Genomic DNA, 18,438 nt, shown 5'->3' with positions numbered 1-18,438 from the left:
TAGCGCTCTTCCCTATCGCATCGCGGCGTTGCGTCGGCGTGACGGTTGCGGGTCAGAATTGTGACACTGTGTTCAACAGTGAGACTTTCACAGTCCCGTCACCGATATGTCACCTATTCGTCACACTGGAAGGGCAGACAGCCTGCCGTACCAACCGGGCAGGGGCGATGCGGCGGATAGACATATTGCTGGCTACTGAGCTTTCCGGCGGGCTTGCGCCCTTCCGGCATGACGATTTCGACGTCGTCCTGCACCGCTGGACCGACTTTTCCGAACTGCCGCTGATCGAAGGCGCGCTGTGGGTCTTCATCGACTGGGTTCTGCCCGAGATGTCCGGGCTCGAACTGTGCCGCCGCCTGCGCGCCGATCCGCTGACCTCGCATGCCCATGTCACCATGGTGCTCGAGGAAGACAACATCGAGGACCGCAAGCGCGCGCTGCGCATGGGCGCGGACGACTACATGGTCGGCCCCCTGGCGCGCAACGCCCTGCTCGATCGCGTGCTGGGCGCCAATATCGGTGAATCTGAAGGCAACGGGCTGCGTGTCGTGGAGCACGGGGAACTCGCCGTCGACGTCGCCGCCTTCCAGGCGCGTTGGCGCGGCAAGCCGATCCCGCTGATGCCCAATGAACTGCGGCTCCTGCGCTATTTCATCGAGCATCCCGGTCGCGTCTTCAGCCGTGCCCAGCTCATCGCCGCGCTCGGCAAGCAGGAGCCTCCCGTGGACGAACGTACCGTGGACGTATGGATCGGCCGTCTGCGCCGCGCCCTCAAGACTGCAGGGGCGGGCAATCCGCTGCGTACCGTGCGTTCGCTGGGATACGTCTTCGACACCGTTTGAAAGCCCGCTTCAAAGCTGCCGTCGCAAGCGCACCAGCGTATCGTCGAGGCTCGACAGGAAGCGCGAGCGGTCGGCCTTGCTGAACGGCGGTGGCCCGCCGACCACATCGCCGCCCGCCCGCAGGTCCGCCATGATCGCCCGCGTGGCAATGGCGCCGCCGATGGATGCCTCGGTGAAGGGCTTGCCGGTCGGGGCGATCACGGTCGCGCCGGCCTTGAGGCAGCGGTCCGCCAGCAGGATGTCCGCGGTGATCACCACGCTCGCCCGCGAGGCTTCATCCGCGATCCAGTCGTCCGCGGCATCGAAGGCGTCGCTCACGATCTTGCGCGTGACCAGCGGATCGCGCGGGATACGCATGGCGCTGTTGCTGACGACGACCACGGGCACCTTGTAGCGCGCGGCCACCTTGTAGATCTCGTCCTTTACAGGGCAGGCGTCGGCATCGATGAGTATTCGGATCATGCGGCCCCCATAGCGGGGCCGGGCGCACTTGGCGAACCCGCGATCAGATCCACCCGGCGGTCTGCGCCAGCAGCCACAGGCCGATAGCAAGGAACAGCAGCGCCGCGATCACGCGCACGGTGGCGAGCGGCACGCGCTTGATGATCTCGTGCCCCAGGAACACGGCGGGCACGTTGGCGATCATCATGCCCAGAGTCGTGCCCGTCATCACCGGGATCACGCTCTGGAAGCGGGCGCCGAGAGCAATGGTGGCAAGCTGGGTCTTGTCGCCCATCTCGACGAGGAAAAAGGCGATGGCCGTCGCAAGGAACGGCCCGAAGCGGCTGGGCTTGGCTTCCTCGTCCTCGTCGAAGCTGTCGGGGATCAGGGTCCATCCGGCCATCACGATGAAGCTGGCGGCCACGAGATAGCGGAACCACAGCCCGTCGAGAAACGATGCCGCCTGCTCGCCTACCAGGGCCGCCAGGTAGTGGTTGGCAAGGGTCGCCACGAGGATACCGGCGATGATCGGCCAGGGGCGGCGGAACCGCGTGGCCAGAACGATGGCGAGCAGCTGCGTCTTGTCGCCGATTTCGGCGAGCGCGACGACTGCGGTGGAGGTGAGGAGGGCTTCCATGGTGATCGGGCGCCTACGCGAAACGTCTACCGTCTGCAAAGCACCAAAAAATAGCCCGACCGCATTGCTGCAGCCGGGCTGTAAAGGTGCCGTCGGGAGGGCAGGGGCCTCCCGGTGAGGAACGGATCAGAAGTTAACGGAAGCCGAGAGCGAGAACATGCGGCCCACGTCGTAGGTGTTGACGTCGATGCGTCCGGTCTCGAACTGCTGGTATTCTTCGTGCTTGCGGCCGGTGATGTTGCGAGCCTCGAACTTGAGTTCGAGTTCGGTCCCGGCCAGTTCGATGCCCTGCCGCGCCACGAAGTCGAGCGTGAAGCCCGGCTTCTCGACGACGTCGGGCTGGCCGACACCGCTGAGGCCGCGGCTGATCGCACGTTCGCTGGCGTAGTTGATCAGGAACGTCTGCTGCGACAAGCCGCCCTGCTGTTCGAGGCCGATCTGGATATTGGCGATATGCTCCGACTGACCGGTGAGCGGCGCGCCGTTGCGGAAGTAGTCGGAAGCCAGGGCCGTACCCGAAGCGCCGTAGACCTCGGTCGTGTCGGTCGGGCCGACTTTGATCTTGGACTTCGTGTACGTGTAGTTCGCACCGACGAGCAGCCGGCGGTCGGCAAACAGATCGAAATACTTCTGCAGCTCGAGTTCGGCGCCGTAGAGGTCCGCCTTGGGCGCGTTGGCGAAGCTGGTGACGAGCACGTTGCTGCCGGTCAGGAAGGATTCGATCGGGTTGTCGAGCCGCTTGAAGAAGCCGCCGATGGACAGCTTCTGCTGGGGCGCGAAGTACCATTCGAAGCGGGCTTCCGCATTGTACAGCTGGCTGTCCGTCAGCAGCGGGTTGCCGCGATAGGTGCGGTTGCCGTCCGGATCGAAGAACGTCTGGTAAAGCAGCTCGCGGAACTGCGGACGTGCGATCGTCTTCGAAGCGTTCAGGCGGACCTGCATGCCCGGCTCAAGTTCGTAGGTGAGCGTGACGGCCGGCAGGAAGTACTCGTTCTTCAACCGGGTGTCGGGAATCGCGTTGATGATGTCGGCAATCGGGACCACCCGCGATTCTTCGTTCGCCCACTCCCAGCGGACGCCCAGATCGATCGAGAGCGCATTGGTCAGCGAGCCCGAAAGCTTGGCGTACCAGGCGTGGTTGTTCAGCTTGGCGGCAAACTTGGCGCTGGTGACGTCGGTTTCGGTCACGAGGATCGAGTAGTCGACAGGCGGGTTTACCACGTTGGGATCGCTCAGGTAGAACGTGCCCGGCTGAAACAGCACATCGGGGCGCAGCAGGCCGAAGGCCGCCACGTAGGCGTTGCTGCCTTCGGCGCGGAACTGGAAGTTGCGGCGCGAGCTGACCCGGTCGTTGAGCTGGTAAGCATAGCCGACCGTGCCCGACCAGTTCAGTCCGAACTTGTGGGTCAGGTCGATGCCGGCAGACCATACGTCCTCGTCCAGCTTGGAGAAGGCCACCGTGGCATCGCCGGTCTGTCCGCCGTCGAGGTAGTTGACGTACTGATCGCCATACTCGCCCGACCCGAGACGCGAGTAGAGCAGCGAGATCTCGTACGGCGCATCGCGCTTGGAGTTCGCATAGCTGCCGCGCACGTTCAGCTCGGTGTCGGGATCGAGCTTGAACTCGCCCACGAGCTGCGTGTTCATCAGCTGCCGTTCGTACCAGGAGGTGTCCTGATACATGTAGCTGATGTTGGTATTGCCTTCCTGTTCGCCCACTTTCAGGGCGGCGCGCTTCAGGGTGTCGTGGATGTAGACGTTGGTCCAGCGAATGCGGTTCTCGCCCCACTCCACGCCCAGGCCGACCAGCGCGTTGGTGACGATGCGCTGGTTGGTGATCACCGAGCGGAAGTCACGGTCCGGCTGGTCCGGGTCAAGGCCCAGCGTACGCTGCTGGATGACGTCGCGGGTCTGCCACTTGTTGGAGTAGCCACCGGCGGCAATCACGCCGACGCGGGCAGCACCCATGTCGAAGGCCGTGCCGGCTGACACATTGCCGGAGAAGTTGATCGGCAGGTTGTTCTCGGTCTGGACAACGGCGTTACGGCCGGTGATCAGCTGGCCGCCGATAGCGCGCGCGAGGTCGCTCGAACCGTCGGACAGGATGGTACCGCTGTTGAAGTAGTCCTTGACCTCGACCGGCAGGTTGCGGTTGCCGTTGTCGTAGCCCGTCCAGTCGGTCTTGCTGCCGTAATAGGTGTAGCCGAGCTCGTTGGTGGTCTCGGTATCCCAGGTGACGCCACCGCCGATCTTGAGGAAGCTCTCATCGGGTATCGCCTTGGTGGTGAGGTTGATCACACCACCGCCGAATTCTCCGGGGAAGTTCACCGAGTAGCTCTTCTGCACCAGCGAGGAGGCCACGATGCTCGTCGGGAAGAGATCGAGAGGAACGACGCGCTTGAGCGGTTCGGGGCTCGGCAGCGGCGATCCGTTGAGCAGGGCGAGGGAGTAGCGGTCGCCGAGGCCGCGCACGAAGACGTAGCCGTTGCCGACGACCGAAAGGCCGGTGACGCGGCCAAGGGCGCCGGCGATGTCGCCTTCGCCGGTGCGAGCGATCTGCTCGGTGGACAGGACCGTAAGAACCTGCGGCGCATACTGCTGGATGTTGCGGTCGCGTTGACCCGTGACGATGATTTCGCCGCCCGGCAGAGAAACCTCGGGGGCGTCGCTTTCGTCAGAGTACTGGTCTGCGTCCTGCGCAGAGGCATCGGCGTTCTGCGTGGTGCTGTCCTGCGCCCATGCGACCGAAGGCATGGCCATGGCGGTGGAAAGCAGCAGCAGCGATACAAGCCGCGGCTTGGTCATTTGTCGTCCCCCTGGAACAATTTAGGATGCAATGAAGGGGCGGCCTGAATGGACCGCCCCTTCCGATATTGATTAAGGGCGGCCTTCTCAGGTCGTGGGAAGGGCCGTGCAGGCCGAGCCCGAACCGAAATCGGCAGTCGCGTTGTCGCAGGTCCAGCCGCGGTACCAGGTATCCGCAGCGTCCTTCACCGCACCGATGTAGTCGGTGGTGTCGAAGAAGCTGTCCAGCGTGTTGGCATCGAACGCCGGCACGCCGCTCTCGTTGCTGCCGTTCACAAAGGTGCTGGTCAGCGTTGAGGTGAACGTGTCGTCGTTGTTGGTGCCTGCGGTGAACTGGGCCTCCGTGTCGGCGGCGGTGTATGTGCCGGTGCCGAGGTAGATGGCCGAGTTACAGGTCATGACCACCGAGTCGGCGGTGATGGTGGCCGGGACCGTGCCCGAACCGTTGAGACGCAGACATTCGTTGTTGGGAACGTTGATGATGCCGTTGGCCCAGGTGATGTCCGAGTTGCCGCGGATCAGGACAGCCGCATCGTCGCTGTTCGCGTTGTCCGAGGGCTGCACGCCGGTGAAGTTGGCGAGGATGGTCTTCTGACGCGGGGTGTCGCTTTCGGCACCGTTCGAGTCGATTTCCATCAGGGCGTCGCCGTCACCGTCGCGCTGCAGCAGCAGCAGGTACTGGAAGTAGCCTTCCAGGCCGGTGTCGAGGTCGATGCTGTCGTCGTCTGCGTTGACGGCGATGTAGTGCTTGAACTTGACCTTGCCGCCGAAGAATTCGGCGCCGTCGTCCGAGCTGTTGACGCTCTGGAAGTATTCCAGCGTGGTGCCGTCGCCGATTCCCTCGGCGGTCAGCGACTGCAGTTCCGAGTTCGCACCGAGCACGAAGCCGGAGTAGCGGACCTGGAAGTACTTCATGGTACCGGCGTTGTAGCTGTTGTCGTTGCCGCCGAAGATGGCCGGGTTGGCCGAACCTTCGGTGTCACGCTCGCAGGTGCCGGCAGCGGTCGAGCCGTAGGCGCAGTCGGTGACGATGCCGCGGCCCATGAGGACGACGCCGCCCCACTGGCCCTGCGACGAGTCGTCGTTGGTCCCGACGACGTTCTGGCGGCTGGTGAAGATGATCGGCTGGCTGGCCGTGCCGACGGCGTTGATCTTGTTGCCGCGGTTGACGGCAAGCCACGCCGGCTCGGCGCCGTTTTCACCGTAGACGATCACGCCCGGATCGATCGTGAGGGTCACGTCGGTATCGGCCGTTAGCGAGCGGCCACCGCAGCTCGCGGTCGTGGTGGCGAACGGTGCTGCGGCGGTCGGAGCCGAGAAGCCGCCGTCGCAGCCCACGTCGACGCGGCCGTTGAGGCGATAGAGAACGCCGGAAACCTTCGGAAGGCTCGAGCTGACGTCCACGAGCGACGGCAGGGTGCAGACACGCCATTCGCCTTCTGGGCCCGTGATCGTGCCGCTGTCGGTCAGGCCACCGGTGGCGTTGAAGGACGGACAGCTGGCAGCCGGCGTCACGACGCCGGAAGTCGGGGTCGGCGTGGGAGTCGGCGTGGGAGTCGGATTGTTGATGGTGATGCTGCCGGCGCCCGGCGAAGAGATGTCGTCAGCGCCACAGCCGGCGAGAGCGAGTGCACTGCAGCCAACAAGCAGCAGACCGGAAATTTTCTTCACGTTGATTCCCCCGTGTTCTGGTCGGACGAGGCGGCGACTCCGCCGTCGTTGACAGCGGCATCTAGGCCGGGGGGGTGACAGTTTGTTGGCGATACGGTGACAGTAATCTTCACTTATGCGACCGAAATATGACTGCCGTGTCACAGGCGCCGATCGGCGCGCACCGACTCGCCGTTGCAGGCGGCCTTCACGCTTAAATTGCAGTTTTATGACACTTGCGTCATTTTGTTGCGAAATGCCCTGCGGTGGCGGATATTCGGTCTGCAATCGATAATCGCAAACGGGAGAGTTGCAATGTCCCTTTCAGTCCTCATGACCGCCGCGCTGCTTGGTCAGTCGGCCTTTTCGCTTGGAGTGGAAACGCCGGCCGTCGAGAAGGCGCCCGATGTCGCCTATCAGGAACTGTCCGAGGGCCAGCCCGATGCCGCGCTGCGCAAGCTGGAAGTCAGTTCCGCCGTCAGTGCGGGCGATCCTGCTGCCCTCATCAATCTCGGCTCGGCCTATGCCGCGTCCGGCAGGACGGACAAGGCCATCGCCTCCTACCGTGCCGCCATCGCGAGCCACGACCGCTATAGCCTGGAACTGGCCGACGGCTCGTGGGTCGATTCGCGGCTCGCTGCGCGCACCGCCCTGAAGCGTCTTTTGACGGCCACGGCGCGGGCTTCGCGCTGAACCTTCCGGGGACTGGCTTCGCTTGGAGTTCGAAGCATCGCGTTTCGGGCGCTTCGGTTCGCTGCCTATATAATAAAGTGAAATAGGCCTCGTGATGGGGGAAGGGCGCCGGTCGGGACCGGCGCCTTTTTCCTGCACCGGGAGCCGCGTAAAAAATTTTCAACCATAAACGGAGCGTAAATTAGCCCGTGTTATCGTCACATAGTTGTCATTACCATGGCGCAAGTGGCGATCATACGGAGGGCATGGTGATTCGTTACGCTCAGATTTCGCGCCGCAGGATTGGCGGCGCCTTCAATGTATTTCTCGCTGTTTTTGCAGCACTTTTTCCAACCTTGGCGCAAGCTCAGGCAGTTGCGCGCGATCCTGCCGGTAGCGGCCCGATCGTTGCCGCGCTGGGATGGCTGCAGGGGACACTGCTCGGCAACGTGGCGACGGCAGTGGCCGTCATGGCCGTGGCGGCCGTCGGTTTCATGATGTTGACGGGCCGGATGAACTGGCGCTTCGGCGCCACCGTGATCATCGGCGTGTTCATCCTGTTCGGCGCCGGCGCGATCGTTTCGGGTATCCAGCAGGCGGCCGTCGGCTGATGGCGCTGGCACGCTTTCCCGTGCACCGCGCTTTGACCCGCCCGCAGATGTTCGCGGGCGTGACATACAGCTATTTCATAATCAACGCGGCGGTGACGACGGAAATATTCCTCATCACCAAGAGCTTCTGGGCGCTTCCGGCGGCTCTGGCGATTCACGGCGTGGGCTACATGGCATGTCTGCGCGAACCACGGGTGTTCGACCTGTGGATCGCGAAAGTCAGCAAGTGCCCGCGCGTCGCCAACTGGCAGCGGTGGGGCTGCAACAGCTACGCGCCCTGAGCGCTGGGGCGGGAAGGACGATAATGGCCACGAGCAAGAAATCGCCGTTCAAGGGGTGGGGAGCGAAGGAAGTGCTTGTCGGCGACCGGCTGCCCTATTCGGCGCTGGTCGACGAGAACGTGCTGCTGCTGCGCGACGGCTCGGTGATGCTCTCGCTGATGGTGCCGGGGCTCGCGTTCGAGACCGCCGACACCGACGAGCTCAATGCCCACGTGGCCACGCGCGAAGTGCTGCTGCGCTCGACGCTCGATGCGCGCTTCGTGATGTACCACCACGTGATCCGCCGCCGGGTGGAGATCGAGCTCGACGGCCATTTCGAGGATCCGCTCGCCGGTCACATCGATTCGCGCTGGCGGGCCCGTACCGGTTCGGGGGCGCTCTTCGTCAACGACCAGTTCATCACCCTGGTGCGCCGCCCGGCGCGCGGCAAGGCGGGGTGGGCGGACAAGCTCTCGCGCCTGATGAAGAACAAGGGCAATGCCCCGGTCGAGGCCGATCCTGCCGACGTGCGCGCACTGCGCGCCGCCGCCAATGCCATGGTCGCCTCGCTCGGTGCCTACGGCGCGCGGCTTCTGGGCGAATACGAGGGTCAGGCCGGTCCCTGCTCGGAAGTGCTCGAACTGCTGAGCGCGCTCTACAATGGCGAAATGCGCCCGGTGCGCCGCCCGTCCGAAGGCACGGACATCGGCCACATGCTGCCCTATCGCCGGGTCAATTTCGGCATGGACGCGCTGGAACTGCGCGGCGCCAATGGCCGGGGGAGCGTCGGCTCGATCGTGAGCCTGAAGGACTATCCCGATTCGACTGCACCGGGCCTCACCGATGCCCTGCTGCGCCTGCCCTGCGAACTGGTGCTGACCGAGACCTATGCGCCTTGCGATCGACAGATCGCGCGCGAACGCATCGATCTCGCTATCCGGCGCCTGCGCTCGGCGGACGAGGAAGCCGTGGCGGAACGCCGCGAAATGACTTCGGCGCGCGATTCGCTGGGCACCGGGGCGGTCGCTTTCGGCGATCATCACCTCTCGGTGCTGGTTCGCGCCGATTCGCTGGAAGCGCTCGACGAAGTGACGGCCTCCTGCGCCGCCGCTTTGGCCGATGCCGGTGCCGTTGCAGTGCGCGAGGATGTGAACCTGGAGCCCGCGTTCTGGGGCCAGATGCCCGGCAACGAGAGTTTCCTGGTGCGCCGGGCGCTGATTTCGAGCGCGAACATGGCCTGTTTCGGCAGCCTGCACGGCTTTGCCATGGGGCAGGCAAGCGGCAACCACTGGGGCGATGCGGTCACGCTGCTGTCCACCACCAGCTCGACGCCGTTCTTCTTCAACTTCCACCAGGGCGACCTTGGTAATTTCACCGTCATCGGTCCGTCGGGGTCCGGTAAGACGGTGGTCATGAACTTCCTCGCCGCACAGGCGCAGAAGTTCGCGCCGCGCACGATCCTGTTCGACAAGGACCGCGGCGCCGAAGTCTTCCTGCGCGGGATCGGCGGCACCTACAGCCGCATCGCGGCGGGCCATCCGACCGGCTTCAATCCCCTTGCCCTGCCGGATACCGCCGCGAACCGTGCCTTCCTGCGCGACTGGCTGGGCGTGCTGCTCGACGCCAAGGGCCCCGAGGAACTGGCGACGCTCGCCAATGCCGTGGACGCGGCCTACCACAACGATCCCTCGCTGCGCCGGCTCTCGCACTTCCGCGAGCTGCTGGCCGGCGCCCGCCGGCCCGAGCCGGGCGACCTCGCTTCGCGACTCGACGCATGGATTGAAGGCGGCGAGCATGGCTGGCTGTTCGACAACCAGCAGGACCGGCTCGACCTTTCCGAGCGCGTGCTCGGCTTCGACATGACCGCGCTGCTCGAAAGCCCGCGTCTGCGCACCCCGGTGATGATGTACCTGTTCCACCGCATCGAGGAGCGCCTCGACGGTGAACCGACGATGATCCTGATCGACGAGGGCTGGAAGGCGCTCGACGACGAGGTTTTCGCCGCGCGCATCCGCGACTGGCTCAAGACGCTGCGCAAGCGCAATGCGCTGGTCGGCTTCGCCACCCAGTCGGCGCGCGATGCGCTCGACAGCAAGATTGCCACCGCGCTGGTCGAACAGACCGCGACGATGCTGTTCATGCCCAATGCCCGCGCGCGCTACGAGGACTATTGCGAGGGCTTCGGCCTCACGCAGCACGAGCTCGACGTGATCCGCACGCTGCCGGCGCATTCGCGCTGCTTCCTGATCCGCCAGTCGGACGCCTCGGTCGTGGTCCGCCTCGACCTTGCCGGCATGCCCGAAGTGCTCACGGTCCTCTCGGGCCGCGAAAGCACGGTCCGCAAGCTCGACCACCTGCGCGAGCGTTATGGCGACGAGCCCTCGGCCTGGTATCCGGTCCTCACCGGCATGCAGTGGCCGGGTGACGCCGAAGACGGCGAACTCTGGATCCAGGCGGCCGAGTAAGCGTCATGTCCAGCGCCTGCAACCAACTCACCGAAGTCGCTTCCGCCGGGGTCGCCCCGGCGTTGCGCGCTGTCGATTGCGTCGCCAACGAGATGGCGGCCAGTGCCTTCGGCCGGCTGTTCGGTGCAGGCGGCGCGATGGCGCCGGTGCTGACGATCCTGCTCACGCTCTACATCGCCTTCTTCGCCTATTCGCTGCTGACCGGCCGTTCGACGCTGGGTGTCTCGGCGCTGACCCCGCGCATGCTGCGCGTCGGCGTGGTGCTGACCTTCGCCACGAGCTGGATCGCCTATCAGAGCGTGGTGTGGAACATTGCGCTTGGCGGGCCGGACTGGATCGCGGGCATCCTGATGGGCGTGAAGGGATCGGCGACGACGATCTTCGGCGACCGTATAGACATCGTTTTCGCCGCGATTTCGGACATTGCGACCAATGGCGCCGCGCAAGGCGGTGGCGGCAACGAGCAGGCGGCTGCGGCTGCCGGCGCGGGAATGCTTACGCCCGAAACCATCATGTGGATGGGCGCGCTACTACTCTTGCTGGGCACGGTGGGTGTCCTGCTGACGGCGCGCATTGCCCTGGCGGTGCTGCTGGCGGTGGGGCCGGTCTTCGTGGTTCTGGCCCTGTTCAACGGCACGCGCGGGCTCACGGCCGGTTGGCTGCGCGGCCTGGCACTGACGGCGATTACCCCGCTTTTCGTGGTTCTGGGCGGCGGCATCACGCTGGAACTGCTGGTGCCGATCATTTCCGGTCTCGTGCAGAGCGCCAACATGGGCGAACTGGACGGGCGCGCGGCCATGGCGTTCTTTCTGGTGGCGGCGGTCCACGTCGCGCTGATGATCATGGTCGTCAAGGTCGCGGCGACGATGGCAGCGGGCTGGCGGGTATTCGGCCTTGCCGGCGAGGAGCGCGAGCAGGGGTCGCGTGGCGGCCAGTCCGCCGCTCCGGCAGCGGCCTTGCCGGCGCAGGCCTATGCCGCGCCGGCTCATCAGGCGCGTGCTTCAGGCATCGCGACAGCAGGCGCTTCGGCGATGGCCGAGGTGCCGCAGCACGACGGCGGCTCGGGCGCGCGCGCCAGTGAACGGCGCACGGTAATTACCCAGGTGAGCGGCGGCGGGATCGAACCGTTGCGCTCGGGAGACAATGCAGCGCGCACGCGCGGGATCGGCAGCCGGTTCCGCAGCGCCTCGAACGATGCCGGCAGGCTGCCGGTCAAGGAGAAGACACGATGACTCGCAAGCCGAACCGGCTGCGCGCCCTGACGCCGCTTCTGGCCCCCATGCTGCTGGCCGGCGTTGCCGCGCCGGCTCATGCCGAAGGCGCCAAGCCGGGCGACGATCGCCTTGTCCAGCATGCCTACAACGACAGCGAAGTCGTGCGGATCGATGGCAAGGCCGGCATTCAGGCCGCCATCGTGTTCGGCGACGGGGAATCGATCGAGAACGTGGCCGTCGGCGATTCGCAGGCCTGGCAGATCACGCCCAACAAGCGCGCCGACCTGCTGTTCGTGAAGCCGCTGGAAGCGACCGCGCGCACCAACATGACGGTGGTGACGGACCGCCACACCTATTTCTTCGACCTCGTTGCCTCGCCCAGGACGAAGCCGCTGTACATGTTGCGCTTCACCTACAAGGACGAGCCGCCCGCCGCTCCGGCCGCGGGAGCGGCGCTGGCCGCTCTCAACCCCATGGAACAGGCCCTGGCCACCGGCGATCCCGTCGCCGCGCCGGCCGATCCGGCGAGCCTCAACTTTGCCTGGAAGCGTACCGGTTCGGACAAGCTGCTGCCCGCGCGTGTCTATGACGACGGCGATGCGACCTATCTGCTCTGGCCGGAAAAGGCCTCCGTCCCGGCGATCCTGATCGAGAACGAGAAGGGCGAGGAAGGGCCGGTCAACTATGCCGTGCGCGGATCGACCATCGTCATCTCCGACGTGCCGAAGAAGATCATCCTGCGCTCCGGCAAGGCCAGTGCCGAGCTGGAAAACACCCAGCCCGAGCGTGTCCACACATCGGCGGCGATGGCCGCGAACACGACCAATCCTGCGGCTGCGCCTGCTGCCGCGAACGGGGGGAACTGATCCATGGCGCCCAATTCGTCCCTGCGTGAACGCCTCACGCCCGAAGGCAGCACCGATCCGCGCGAGGGCGACGGTGCACAAGTTATCGATCTCGCCACGCGCAATGTCCTGCCGCAGGTCTCGCAGCGCAAGAAGGGCGATGGCCTTGGCCTGGCCGCCGGCATCCTGATCGTCGGGGCGCTGGGCGGGCTTACCCTGTTGACGATGAACTCGGCCCGCAACGCTCCTGCCGGCGATGCCGCGCCGCAGCCTGCCGTGCCGCAGCCCGGGGCGGCGCCGGCTGCCATCGCGCCTGCGCCCAAGCCTGAACCGCGCCCCGCGGCACTGCCTGCGCCGGCTCCGGCGCCGGTTCTGTCAGCGGAGCCGACCCAGAACCCGGCCAATGCGCCCCAGTCCAATCCCTACGCCAGCCCCACGGTTGTCTTCGATGCCGGCGCGAACGGCGCGGCGCCTGACGTCGGTCCCGCCGGAGAAGGCTTCAAGAGCAGCGGCAATGCCAACGAGGACTTCGCCGCGCGCCTTTCGGGTACCGGCTCGACCGCGACGGCGGCCAGTTCGTTCGATCCCGCGACCACGGTGACGCAGGGCACGCTGATCCCGGCGGTTCTGGAAACCGCGATCGATACCGACGTGCCCGGCTACGTGCGCGCCATCGTCTCCACCGACGTGCGCAGCTTCGACGGCAAGAACGTGCTCGTCCCGCGCTCCTCGCGCCTCATCGGCCAGTACAAGAGCGGCCTGTCTGCCGGACAGAAGCGCGCCTACGTGATCTGGACCCGCCTGATCCGTCCGGACGGCGTTTCGGTGAATCTCGGTTCGCCGGCGATCGCCTTCGGCGGCGAGACCGGCCTGCCGGGCAAGGTCAAGAGCCACTTCTTCGAGCGCTTCGGTTCCGCGATGCTGCTTTCGGTCGTGGGCGGGCTTTCCTCGCTGGTTTCCAGCGGCGCCAACGTGGTGATCGGCGGCGGCCAGTCGGCCGCGGCGGCGGCGGTACAGAACAGCGCCAATGTCGGCCCCACGATCCGTGTGCGTCAGGGCGAGCCGATCCGCGTGTTCACCGCCAAGGACCTCGACTTCAGCAAGGTCCAGTGATCAGCCATGGCGGAAGTCCTTCCCTTGCAGCCGGAACGCGCCGCCGGTGGCGCAGCGATGTCTGACACAACGCCTTCCCCGGAAGTGCAGCGCAGCGTCTATCTCGATGCCTATCTCGCGCCGCTGCGGCCCTGGCTCGACCGCGAGACGGTCACCGAGATCCTGGTCAACCGCCCAGGGGAGGTCTGGGTCGAGGATGCCGCGCATCCGGGCATGCAGCGCATTGCCCTGCCGGAGATGGACAACCGGCTGCTGCAGCGCCTGGCCGAGCAGGTGGCGCGCATCAGCCACCAGGGCATCAACCGCGAGCACCCGCTGCTATCGGCCACTTTGCCGGCCTATGGGGCAGGGCAGTCCGGCGCCCGTATCCAGCTTGTCGGTCCGCCGGCGACACGCGCCAACTGGGCCATGGCGATCCGCCGCCACCGTCTGCTCGAACTGCCGCTCGATGCCTACGACCGCGGCCCGATCACACCCCCGCGCGAGGAGCCGGCCCCCGATGCCATGGCCGAGCCCATCGCCTTCCTGCGCGATGCCATCCGCCGCCGCCGCACGATCCTGATCTCCGGCGGCACCTCGACCGGCAAGACCACCTTCCTCAACGCCATGCTTTCCGAGATCCCCGAGCAGGAGCGCGTGGTGCTGGTGGAGGACACCGCCGAACTGCGCCTGCCGGGCGCCAATGGCGTGGGCCTGATCGCGGTGAAGGGCGAACTGGGCGAGGCCAAGGTTTCCGCGAACGACCTGCTGCAGGCCGCGCTGCGCCTGCGCCCCGACCGCATTGTCCTGGGCGAGCTGCGCGGCAACGAGACCGTTTCCTTCCTGCGCGCGATCAACACCGGCCACCCCGGTTCGTTCTCCACCGTCCATGCGAATACCCCGCGCGGTGCCTTGGAGCAGATCGGGCTGATGGCGATGCAGACGGGAATCGGCCTGACGCGTGCCGAGACCCTCGAGTACGCCGCTTCCGTCATCGACATCGTCGTCCAGCTCGATCGTCAGGACGGCAAGCGCGGCATCAGCCAGATCGCGGAAAGCCAGACGCTGGTCTGAGCGCTTCGGCAAGGTTTCAATGCAAGCACCGCCCGTCCTGCAACGGGGCGGAGCGGGGAGGTTCACCCCTCGGCGAGCACGTCGCTTTCGGTGCGCACGCACCACTCCAGGCCCAGCCAGTCGGCCAGCACCCTGAGGTCCTTTGTCGTGCTGTTGGCGAACAGCGGCAGGGCCGGGGGCGACAGGTTCAGCGTCAGCTGCGTGTCGTCGCGGCGCAGCGACGTCCACGCCAGCGGCTTCGGACTGCCACCGTGCAGACGGCGGCACAGGCGTACCGCAAGGCCCCAGGCGATGGCGCGGTCGAGGTCCTTCTGCTCGGCAAGGCGGGAGAACTGTTCCGGCACGGTCGTCAGACCCGAGTTGGCGAAGATCGTCATCGCCATCATTCCGCGCCCGTGCATGTCCAGGCCGATCCAGCGCTTGCGTAGCGCCCAGGTCATCGCTTCCTCGGTGCGCAGGTTGGGTTCGGTACGCATGGCGGCAAGCGCCAGCAGCGTTGAGGCCTGCCGCAATTTGCCCTCGTCGGGATCCTCCTGGCACACGGCGGCCGTCCAATCGCAGACGGCCAGGGCGTCCGTCGCGGTCACCCGCGCTCCGAGAGTGAAGCCGGCAATGCTGGCGAGCATCGGGTCCTGCGCCTGCACTTCCGGCTCGAGCTGCGCATGGAGCAGACCTTCGCGAAGTCCCCACGAGGAGAATACCAGGCGCGACGGGCGCAGCTGGGTAACCACTTCGGCCATCAGGGCGGCGGCATCGGGCAGCGTACCCAGACGTGAATTGGATATGCGCGGATCGGGATTGTCGATCTTGCCCTTGGCGAACAGGCGGGCGATCCGCAGGGCTTCCTCTCCGGTGAGTTCGAAACCGTGCGGATCGTCCACCGGCCAGTCGAGCACGCGCATCGCCTGAAGCGCGAGGGCACGCCAGGAGCCGCCGACGATGTACAGCGGCAGGTCGCCGCCCTTGTGCCAGGCAACCCGCTCCAGCCCCTCGCGAACCGTTGCGGCGAACTTCGCGGCGCCGCCGGCGCGCAGGTCGCTCAGCCGCAGGGTGCCGAAAGGCAGGGTGATGCCGCTGCCGCTGGTGCCGCGGTCGACTTCGACGAGTTCGAGACTGCCGCCGCCCAGATCGGCAACGACGCCGTGGGCGCCGGGAAAGGCCGCGATCACGCCCATTGCGCTGGCACGCGCCTCCTCCTCGCCCGAGAGCAGGCGTGGAGACAGACCGAATCCACGTACCGCATCGAGGAATTCGGGGCCGTTGCTGGCGTCGCGCGCGGCGGCAGTGGCAACGCATTCGACCGTGTCGACTTCGAGCAGTTTCAGCAGTTCGGCAAAGCGGGCGAGGGCCGAAAGCGCGGTGCGCATCGACTTGTCTGAAATCGCGCCGGTACGGCCGAGGTCCTTGCCGAGGCGCGCGTTGACCTTTTCATTGAGGATGACCACCGGCGCGCGGGGCGGGCCGTTGTAGACCACCAATCGCACCGTGTTCGACCCGATGTCGATTATGGCGCGCTTCCTGGTCGAGTGGCTGATGCCGATCATTCAATCCAGACGAATCACTGCGCCCGATGTTCCGAGCCGCCTGTCGCCCCTATGTCAGATATAGCCGCGCCTTAGCGAGAGCTTTGGCACCTTTCGTCCACTGGCAATTGCCGCACCGCGACCGGACAGGGAGGGGTTGGTCATGAAATAGCGGTGCAGGTTGAAAGGCTTATCGACCGTGCCGACCCGATTGTAGGTGCCGTCGGGATTGAGCAGCCAGCTCTGTTCGGTATCGAGCAGGTTGGCCAGCATGACCTGGCCCAGCACCTGATCGTGGACGGTCTTGTTGCGCATGGGTATCATGGTCTCGACCCGCCGGTCGAGATTGCGGCTCATGCCGTCGGCGGAGGTGATGAACACCTTGGCGCGGCGGTTGGGCAGGTGGGCACCGTTGGCGAACGCCCAGATCCGGCAGTGCTCCAGGAAACGGCCGATGACGGACTTCACGGCGATGTTTTCCGAAAGGCCGGCGATGCCGGGGCGCAGGCAGCAGATGCCGCGCACGACGAGGTCGATGTCCACGCCTTCCTGGCTGGCGGCATAGAGACGGTCGATCAGTTCGGGGTCGGTCAGCGAATTCATCTTGGCCCAGATCGCGGCCGGCTTGCCTGCCTTGGCATTGGCGATTTCCGTGTCGATCAACTCGTAAAGCTTCGAGCGCAGCGAGATCGGCGAGATCGAAAGCAGTTCGGTGCGCTTGGGTTCGACATAGCCGGTGATGAAATTGAACAGGCGGCCGGCATCGCGCCCCGCCGCGGGATCGGCCGTGAAGTAGGACAGGTCGGTATAGATGCGCGCGGTTACCGGATGATAGTTGCCGGTTCCGAAGTGGCAGTACGTGCGATACCCGCCGGCATCGCTGTCGCCTTCGCGGCGCACGACCATCGAGACCTTGGCGTGGGTCTTCCAGTCGACGAAGCCGTAGATGACCTGCACGCCCGCCCTTTCGAGCTGACTGGCCCAGAGCAGGTTCTGCTCCTCGTCGAAGCGGGCCTTGAGTTCGACCACGGCCGTGACCGACTTTCCGGCTTCGGCGGCGGTAATGAGGGCATTGATGATGCCCGACTGCTTGCCGGCGCGGTAGAGCGTCTGCTTGATCGCGATCACGTCCGGATCGCGTGCGGCCTGCCGCAGGAAATCGATCACCACCTCGAAGCTCTCGTAGGGGTGCTGGATGACGATGTCCTTTTCGCGGATCGCCGCGAAGATGTCGCCGTCGTGTTCGAGGATGCGCTCGGGATAGCGCGGGGAATAGGGTTCGAACTTCAGTTCCGGGCGGTCCTCGTCGCAGATCGCGGAGAGCCCGGAAAAGCCGATGATCCCGTCGGTCTTCATCACCAGCGCCCGGTCGAGCCCGAGCTGGGTGCGTAGCAGTTCCTCGGCCGCCGGATCGAACTTGCCCTGCAGTTGCAGAACGATCACGAGCCCGCGGCGGCGACGCTGGATCGCGGTGCGGAAGTAGCGGACCAGATCCTCGGCATCTTCCTCGATCTCGAGGTCGCTGTCGCGCAGGACACGGAAAACGCCATGGCCGTTGATGCGGAAGCCGGGAAAGAGCTGCACTGCGTGGCGGCAGATCAGGTCCTCGATGGAAATCCAGGCCGCGTCCTCGCCGGGGATGCGGATGAAGCGCGGCAGCGGCGTCGGGATCAGGACCATTTCCATCACCTGCGCATCGTCGGCTGTGCGGGTCAGCGAGAAGATGATGCCGATCCCCTGGTTGGCAACGAAGGGAAAGGGATGGGCCGGGTCGATGGCCTGCGGCGTGATCACCGGCATGATGTGCTCGGCAAAGTAGTCCTTGAGCCAGCGTTCGCGCGAGGAATCGAGCTTCTGGTCGCCGACCACGGTGATACCCTGCTCGATGAGTTCGCTCTTGAGGCCGCTCCAGATCGTCTGCTGAACTTCCTCGAGCGCCAGGACCTTTTCATGCGTGGCGGTCAGCGTTTGCGACGGCGTCATGCCGTCGATCGAGCTTTCCTCGATCTGGCGGCGAACCTGCCCGGCCAGGCCCGCGACGCGGACCATCAGGAACTCGTCGATGTTGCTGCCGGAAATCGAGAGGAAGCGCAGCCGCTCGAACAGCGGGTAGTTGGGATTGGTCGCCTCGGCGAGAACGCGCTCGTTGAAGGCCAGCCAGCTCAGTTCGCGGTTGAAATAGCGGTTGGGCAGGGCGGCAAGCTGCGATGTCTCGCAGAATTCGTCGTCACTCGAGTCGTCGCGAATATCCAGCATGTTCTCGGTTTTCACTTGGTGGCTCCTTGCATGCCACGATGACGGTTTGGC

At 65.7% G+C, this 18,438-nt stretch carries 15 protein-coding genes; 9 read left to right on the top strand and 6 right to left on the bottom strand.

From position 1 onward, the window contains the following. The first annotated feature begins 167 nt into the window (after positions 1–167). Positions 168–842, top strand: coding sequence for a response regulator transcription factor (locus tag LK12_RS15015; RefSeq protein WP_039285759.1), 675 nt, complete (start codon positions 168–170; stop codon positions 840–842). Positions 843–851: 9 nt separating this feature from the next. Here the strand turns inward: LK12_RS15015 and LK12_RS15010 are convergent, their stop codons facing one another. The 4 genes from LK12_RS15010 to LK12_RS14995 all read right to left on the bottom strand — a co-directional run bounded on the left by LK12_RS15010 (position 852) and on the right by LK12_RS14995 (position 6,396). Next, on the bottom strand, positions 852–1,304 hold the full coding sequence (locus LK12_RS15010; protein WP_039285758.1) for a YaiI/YqxD family protein: 453 nt from the start codon (positions 1,302–1,304) through the stop codon (positions 852–854). A 43-nt stretch (positions 1,305–1,347) separates the two neighbouring features. Further along, on the bottom strand, positions 1,348–1,920 hold the full coding sequence (locus tag LK12_RS15005; protein WP_039285756.1) for a TMEM165/GDT1 family protein: 573 nt from the start codon (positions 1,918–1,920) through the stop codon (positions 1,348–1,350). Between the two features lie 126 nt (positions 1,921–2,046). Continuing rightward, positions 2,047–4,725 carry a TonB-dependent receptor domain-containing protein gene (locus LK12_RS15000; RefSeq protein ID WP_039285753.1) on the bottom strand — a complete coding sequence of 893 codons (2,679 nt, stop codon included), beginning with the start codon at positions 4,723–4,725 and terminating at the stop codon, positions 2,047–2,049. Between the two features lie 87 nt (positions 4,726–4,812). Next, positions 4,813–6,396 (bottom strand): hypothetical protein, encoded by a 1,584-nt coding sequence (locus LK12_RS14995; RefSeq protein ID WP_039285750.1) that lies wholly within the window; start codon positions 6,394–6,396, stop codon positions 4,813–4,815. Positions 6,397–6,690: 294 nt separating this feature from the next. On the opposite strand from LK12_RS14995, the gene LK12_RS14990 reads away from it, so the two are divergent. The 8 genes from LK12_RS14990 (at position 6,691) to virB11 (ending at position 14,608) form a co-directional block, all read left to right on the top strand. Further along, positions 6,691–7,068: a tetratricopeptide repeat protein gene (locus tag LK12_RS14990; RefSeq protein ID WP_039285748.1), complete on the top strand. Its 378-nt coding sequence runs from the start codon at positions 6,691–6,693 to the stop codon at positions 7,066–7,068. Positions 7,069–7,313: 245 nt separating this feature from the next. Continuing rightward, positions 7,314–7,658: a TrbC/VirB2 family protein gene (locus tag LK12_RS14985; RefSeq protein WP_197063540.1), complete on the top strand. Its 345-nt coding sequence runs from the start codon at positions 7,314–7,316 to the stop codon at positions 7,656–7,658. Further along, positions 7,658–7,939, top strand: a complete 282-nt coding sequence (locus LK12_RS14980; protein WP_039285746.1) for a type IV secretion system protein VirB3 — start codon at positions 7,658–7,660, stop codon at positions 7,937–7,939. The genes LK12_RS14985 and LK12_RS14980 overlap by 1 nt, the downstream gene beginning before the upstream one ends. A gap of 23 nt (positions 7,940–7,962) precedes the next feature. After that, on the top strand, positions 7,963–10,383 hold the full coding sequence (locus LK12_RS14975; RefSeq protein WP_039285743.1) for a VirB4 family type IV secretion/conjugal transfer ATPase: 2,421 nt from the start codon (positions 7,963–7,965) through the stop codon (positions 10,381–10,383). A gap of 5 nt (positions 10,384–10,388) precedes the next feature. After that, the gene (locus tag LK12_RS14970) at positions 10,389–11,615 is read left to right on the top strand and encodes a type IV secretion system protein (RefSeq protein WP_039285740.1); all 1,227 of its coding nucleotides are present in this window, start codon (positions 10,389–10,391) and stop codon (positions 11,613–11,615) included. Beyond that, positions 11,612–12,463, top strand: a complete 852-nt coding sequence (locus LK12_RS14965) for a TrbG/VirB9 family P-type conjugative transfer protein (RefSeq protein WP_039285738.1) — start codon at positions 11,612–11,614, stop codon at positions 12,461–12,463. The genes LK12_RS14970 and LK12_RS14965 overlap by 4 nt, the downstream gene beginning before the upstream one ends. A 3-nt stretch (positions 12,464–12,466) precedes the next feature. Continuing rightward, complete coding sequence (locus tag LK12_RS14960; protein ID WP_039285736.1) at positions 12,467–13,555, top strand: TrbI/VirB10 family protein; 1,089 nt, start codon at positions 12,467–12,469, stop codon at positions 13,553–13,555. A gap of 6 nt (positions 13,556–13,561) precedes the next feature. Next, positions 13,562–14,608 (top strand): P-type DNA transfer ATPase VirB11, encoded by a 1,047-nt coding sequence (gene virB11 / locus LK12_RS14955; RefSeq protein ID WP_039285734.1) that lies wholly within the window; start codon positions 13,562–13,564, stop codon positions 14,606–14,608. A gap of 62 nt (positions 14,609–14,670) precedes the next feature. Here the strand turns inward: virB11 and LK12_RS14950 are convergent, their stop codons facing one another. Continuing rightward, positions 14,671–16,152 (bottom strand): Ppx/GppA family phosphatase, encoded by a 1,482-nt coding sequence (locus tag LK12_RS14950; RefSeq protein ID WP_039285732.1) that lies wholly within the window; start codon positions 16,150–16,152, stop codon positions 14,671–14,673. Positions 16,153–16,206: 54 nt separating this feature from the next. Then, positions 16,207–18,402, bottom strand: coding sequence for an RNA degradosome polyphosphate kinase (locus tag LK12_RS14945; protein WP_407938167.1), 2,196 nt, complete (start codon positions 18,400–18,402; stop codon positions 16,207–16,209). Positions 18,403–18,438: the final 36 nt, after the last annotated feature.

The sequence above is a fragment of the Novosphingobium malaysiense genome, from assembly GCF_000802225.1.
In the GTDB taxonomy this organism is placed as follows: Bacteria; Pseudomonadota; Alphaproteobacteria; order Sphingomonadales; family Sphingomonadaceae; genus Novosphingobium; species Novosphingobium malaysiense.
The sequence above is the reverse complement of the archived record's forward strand: the minus strand, read 5'-3'. Positions and strand labels throughout refer to the sequence as shown.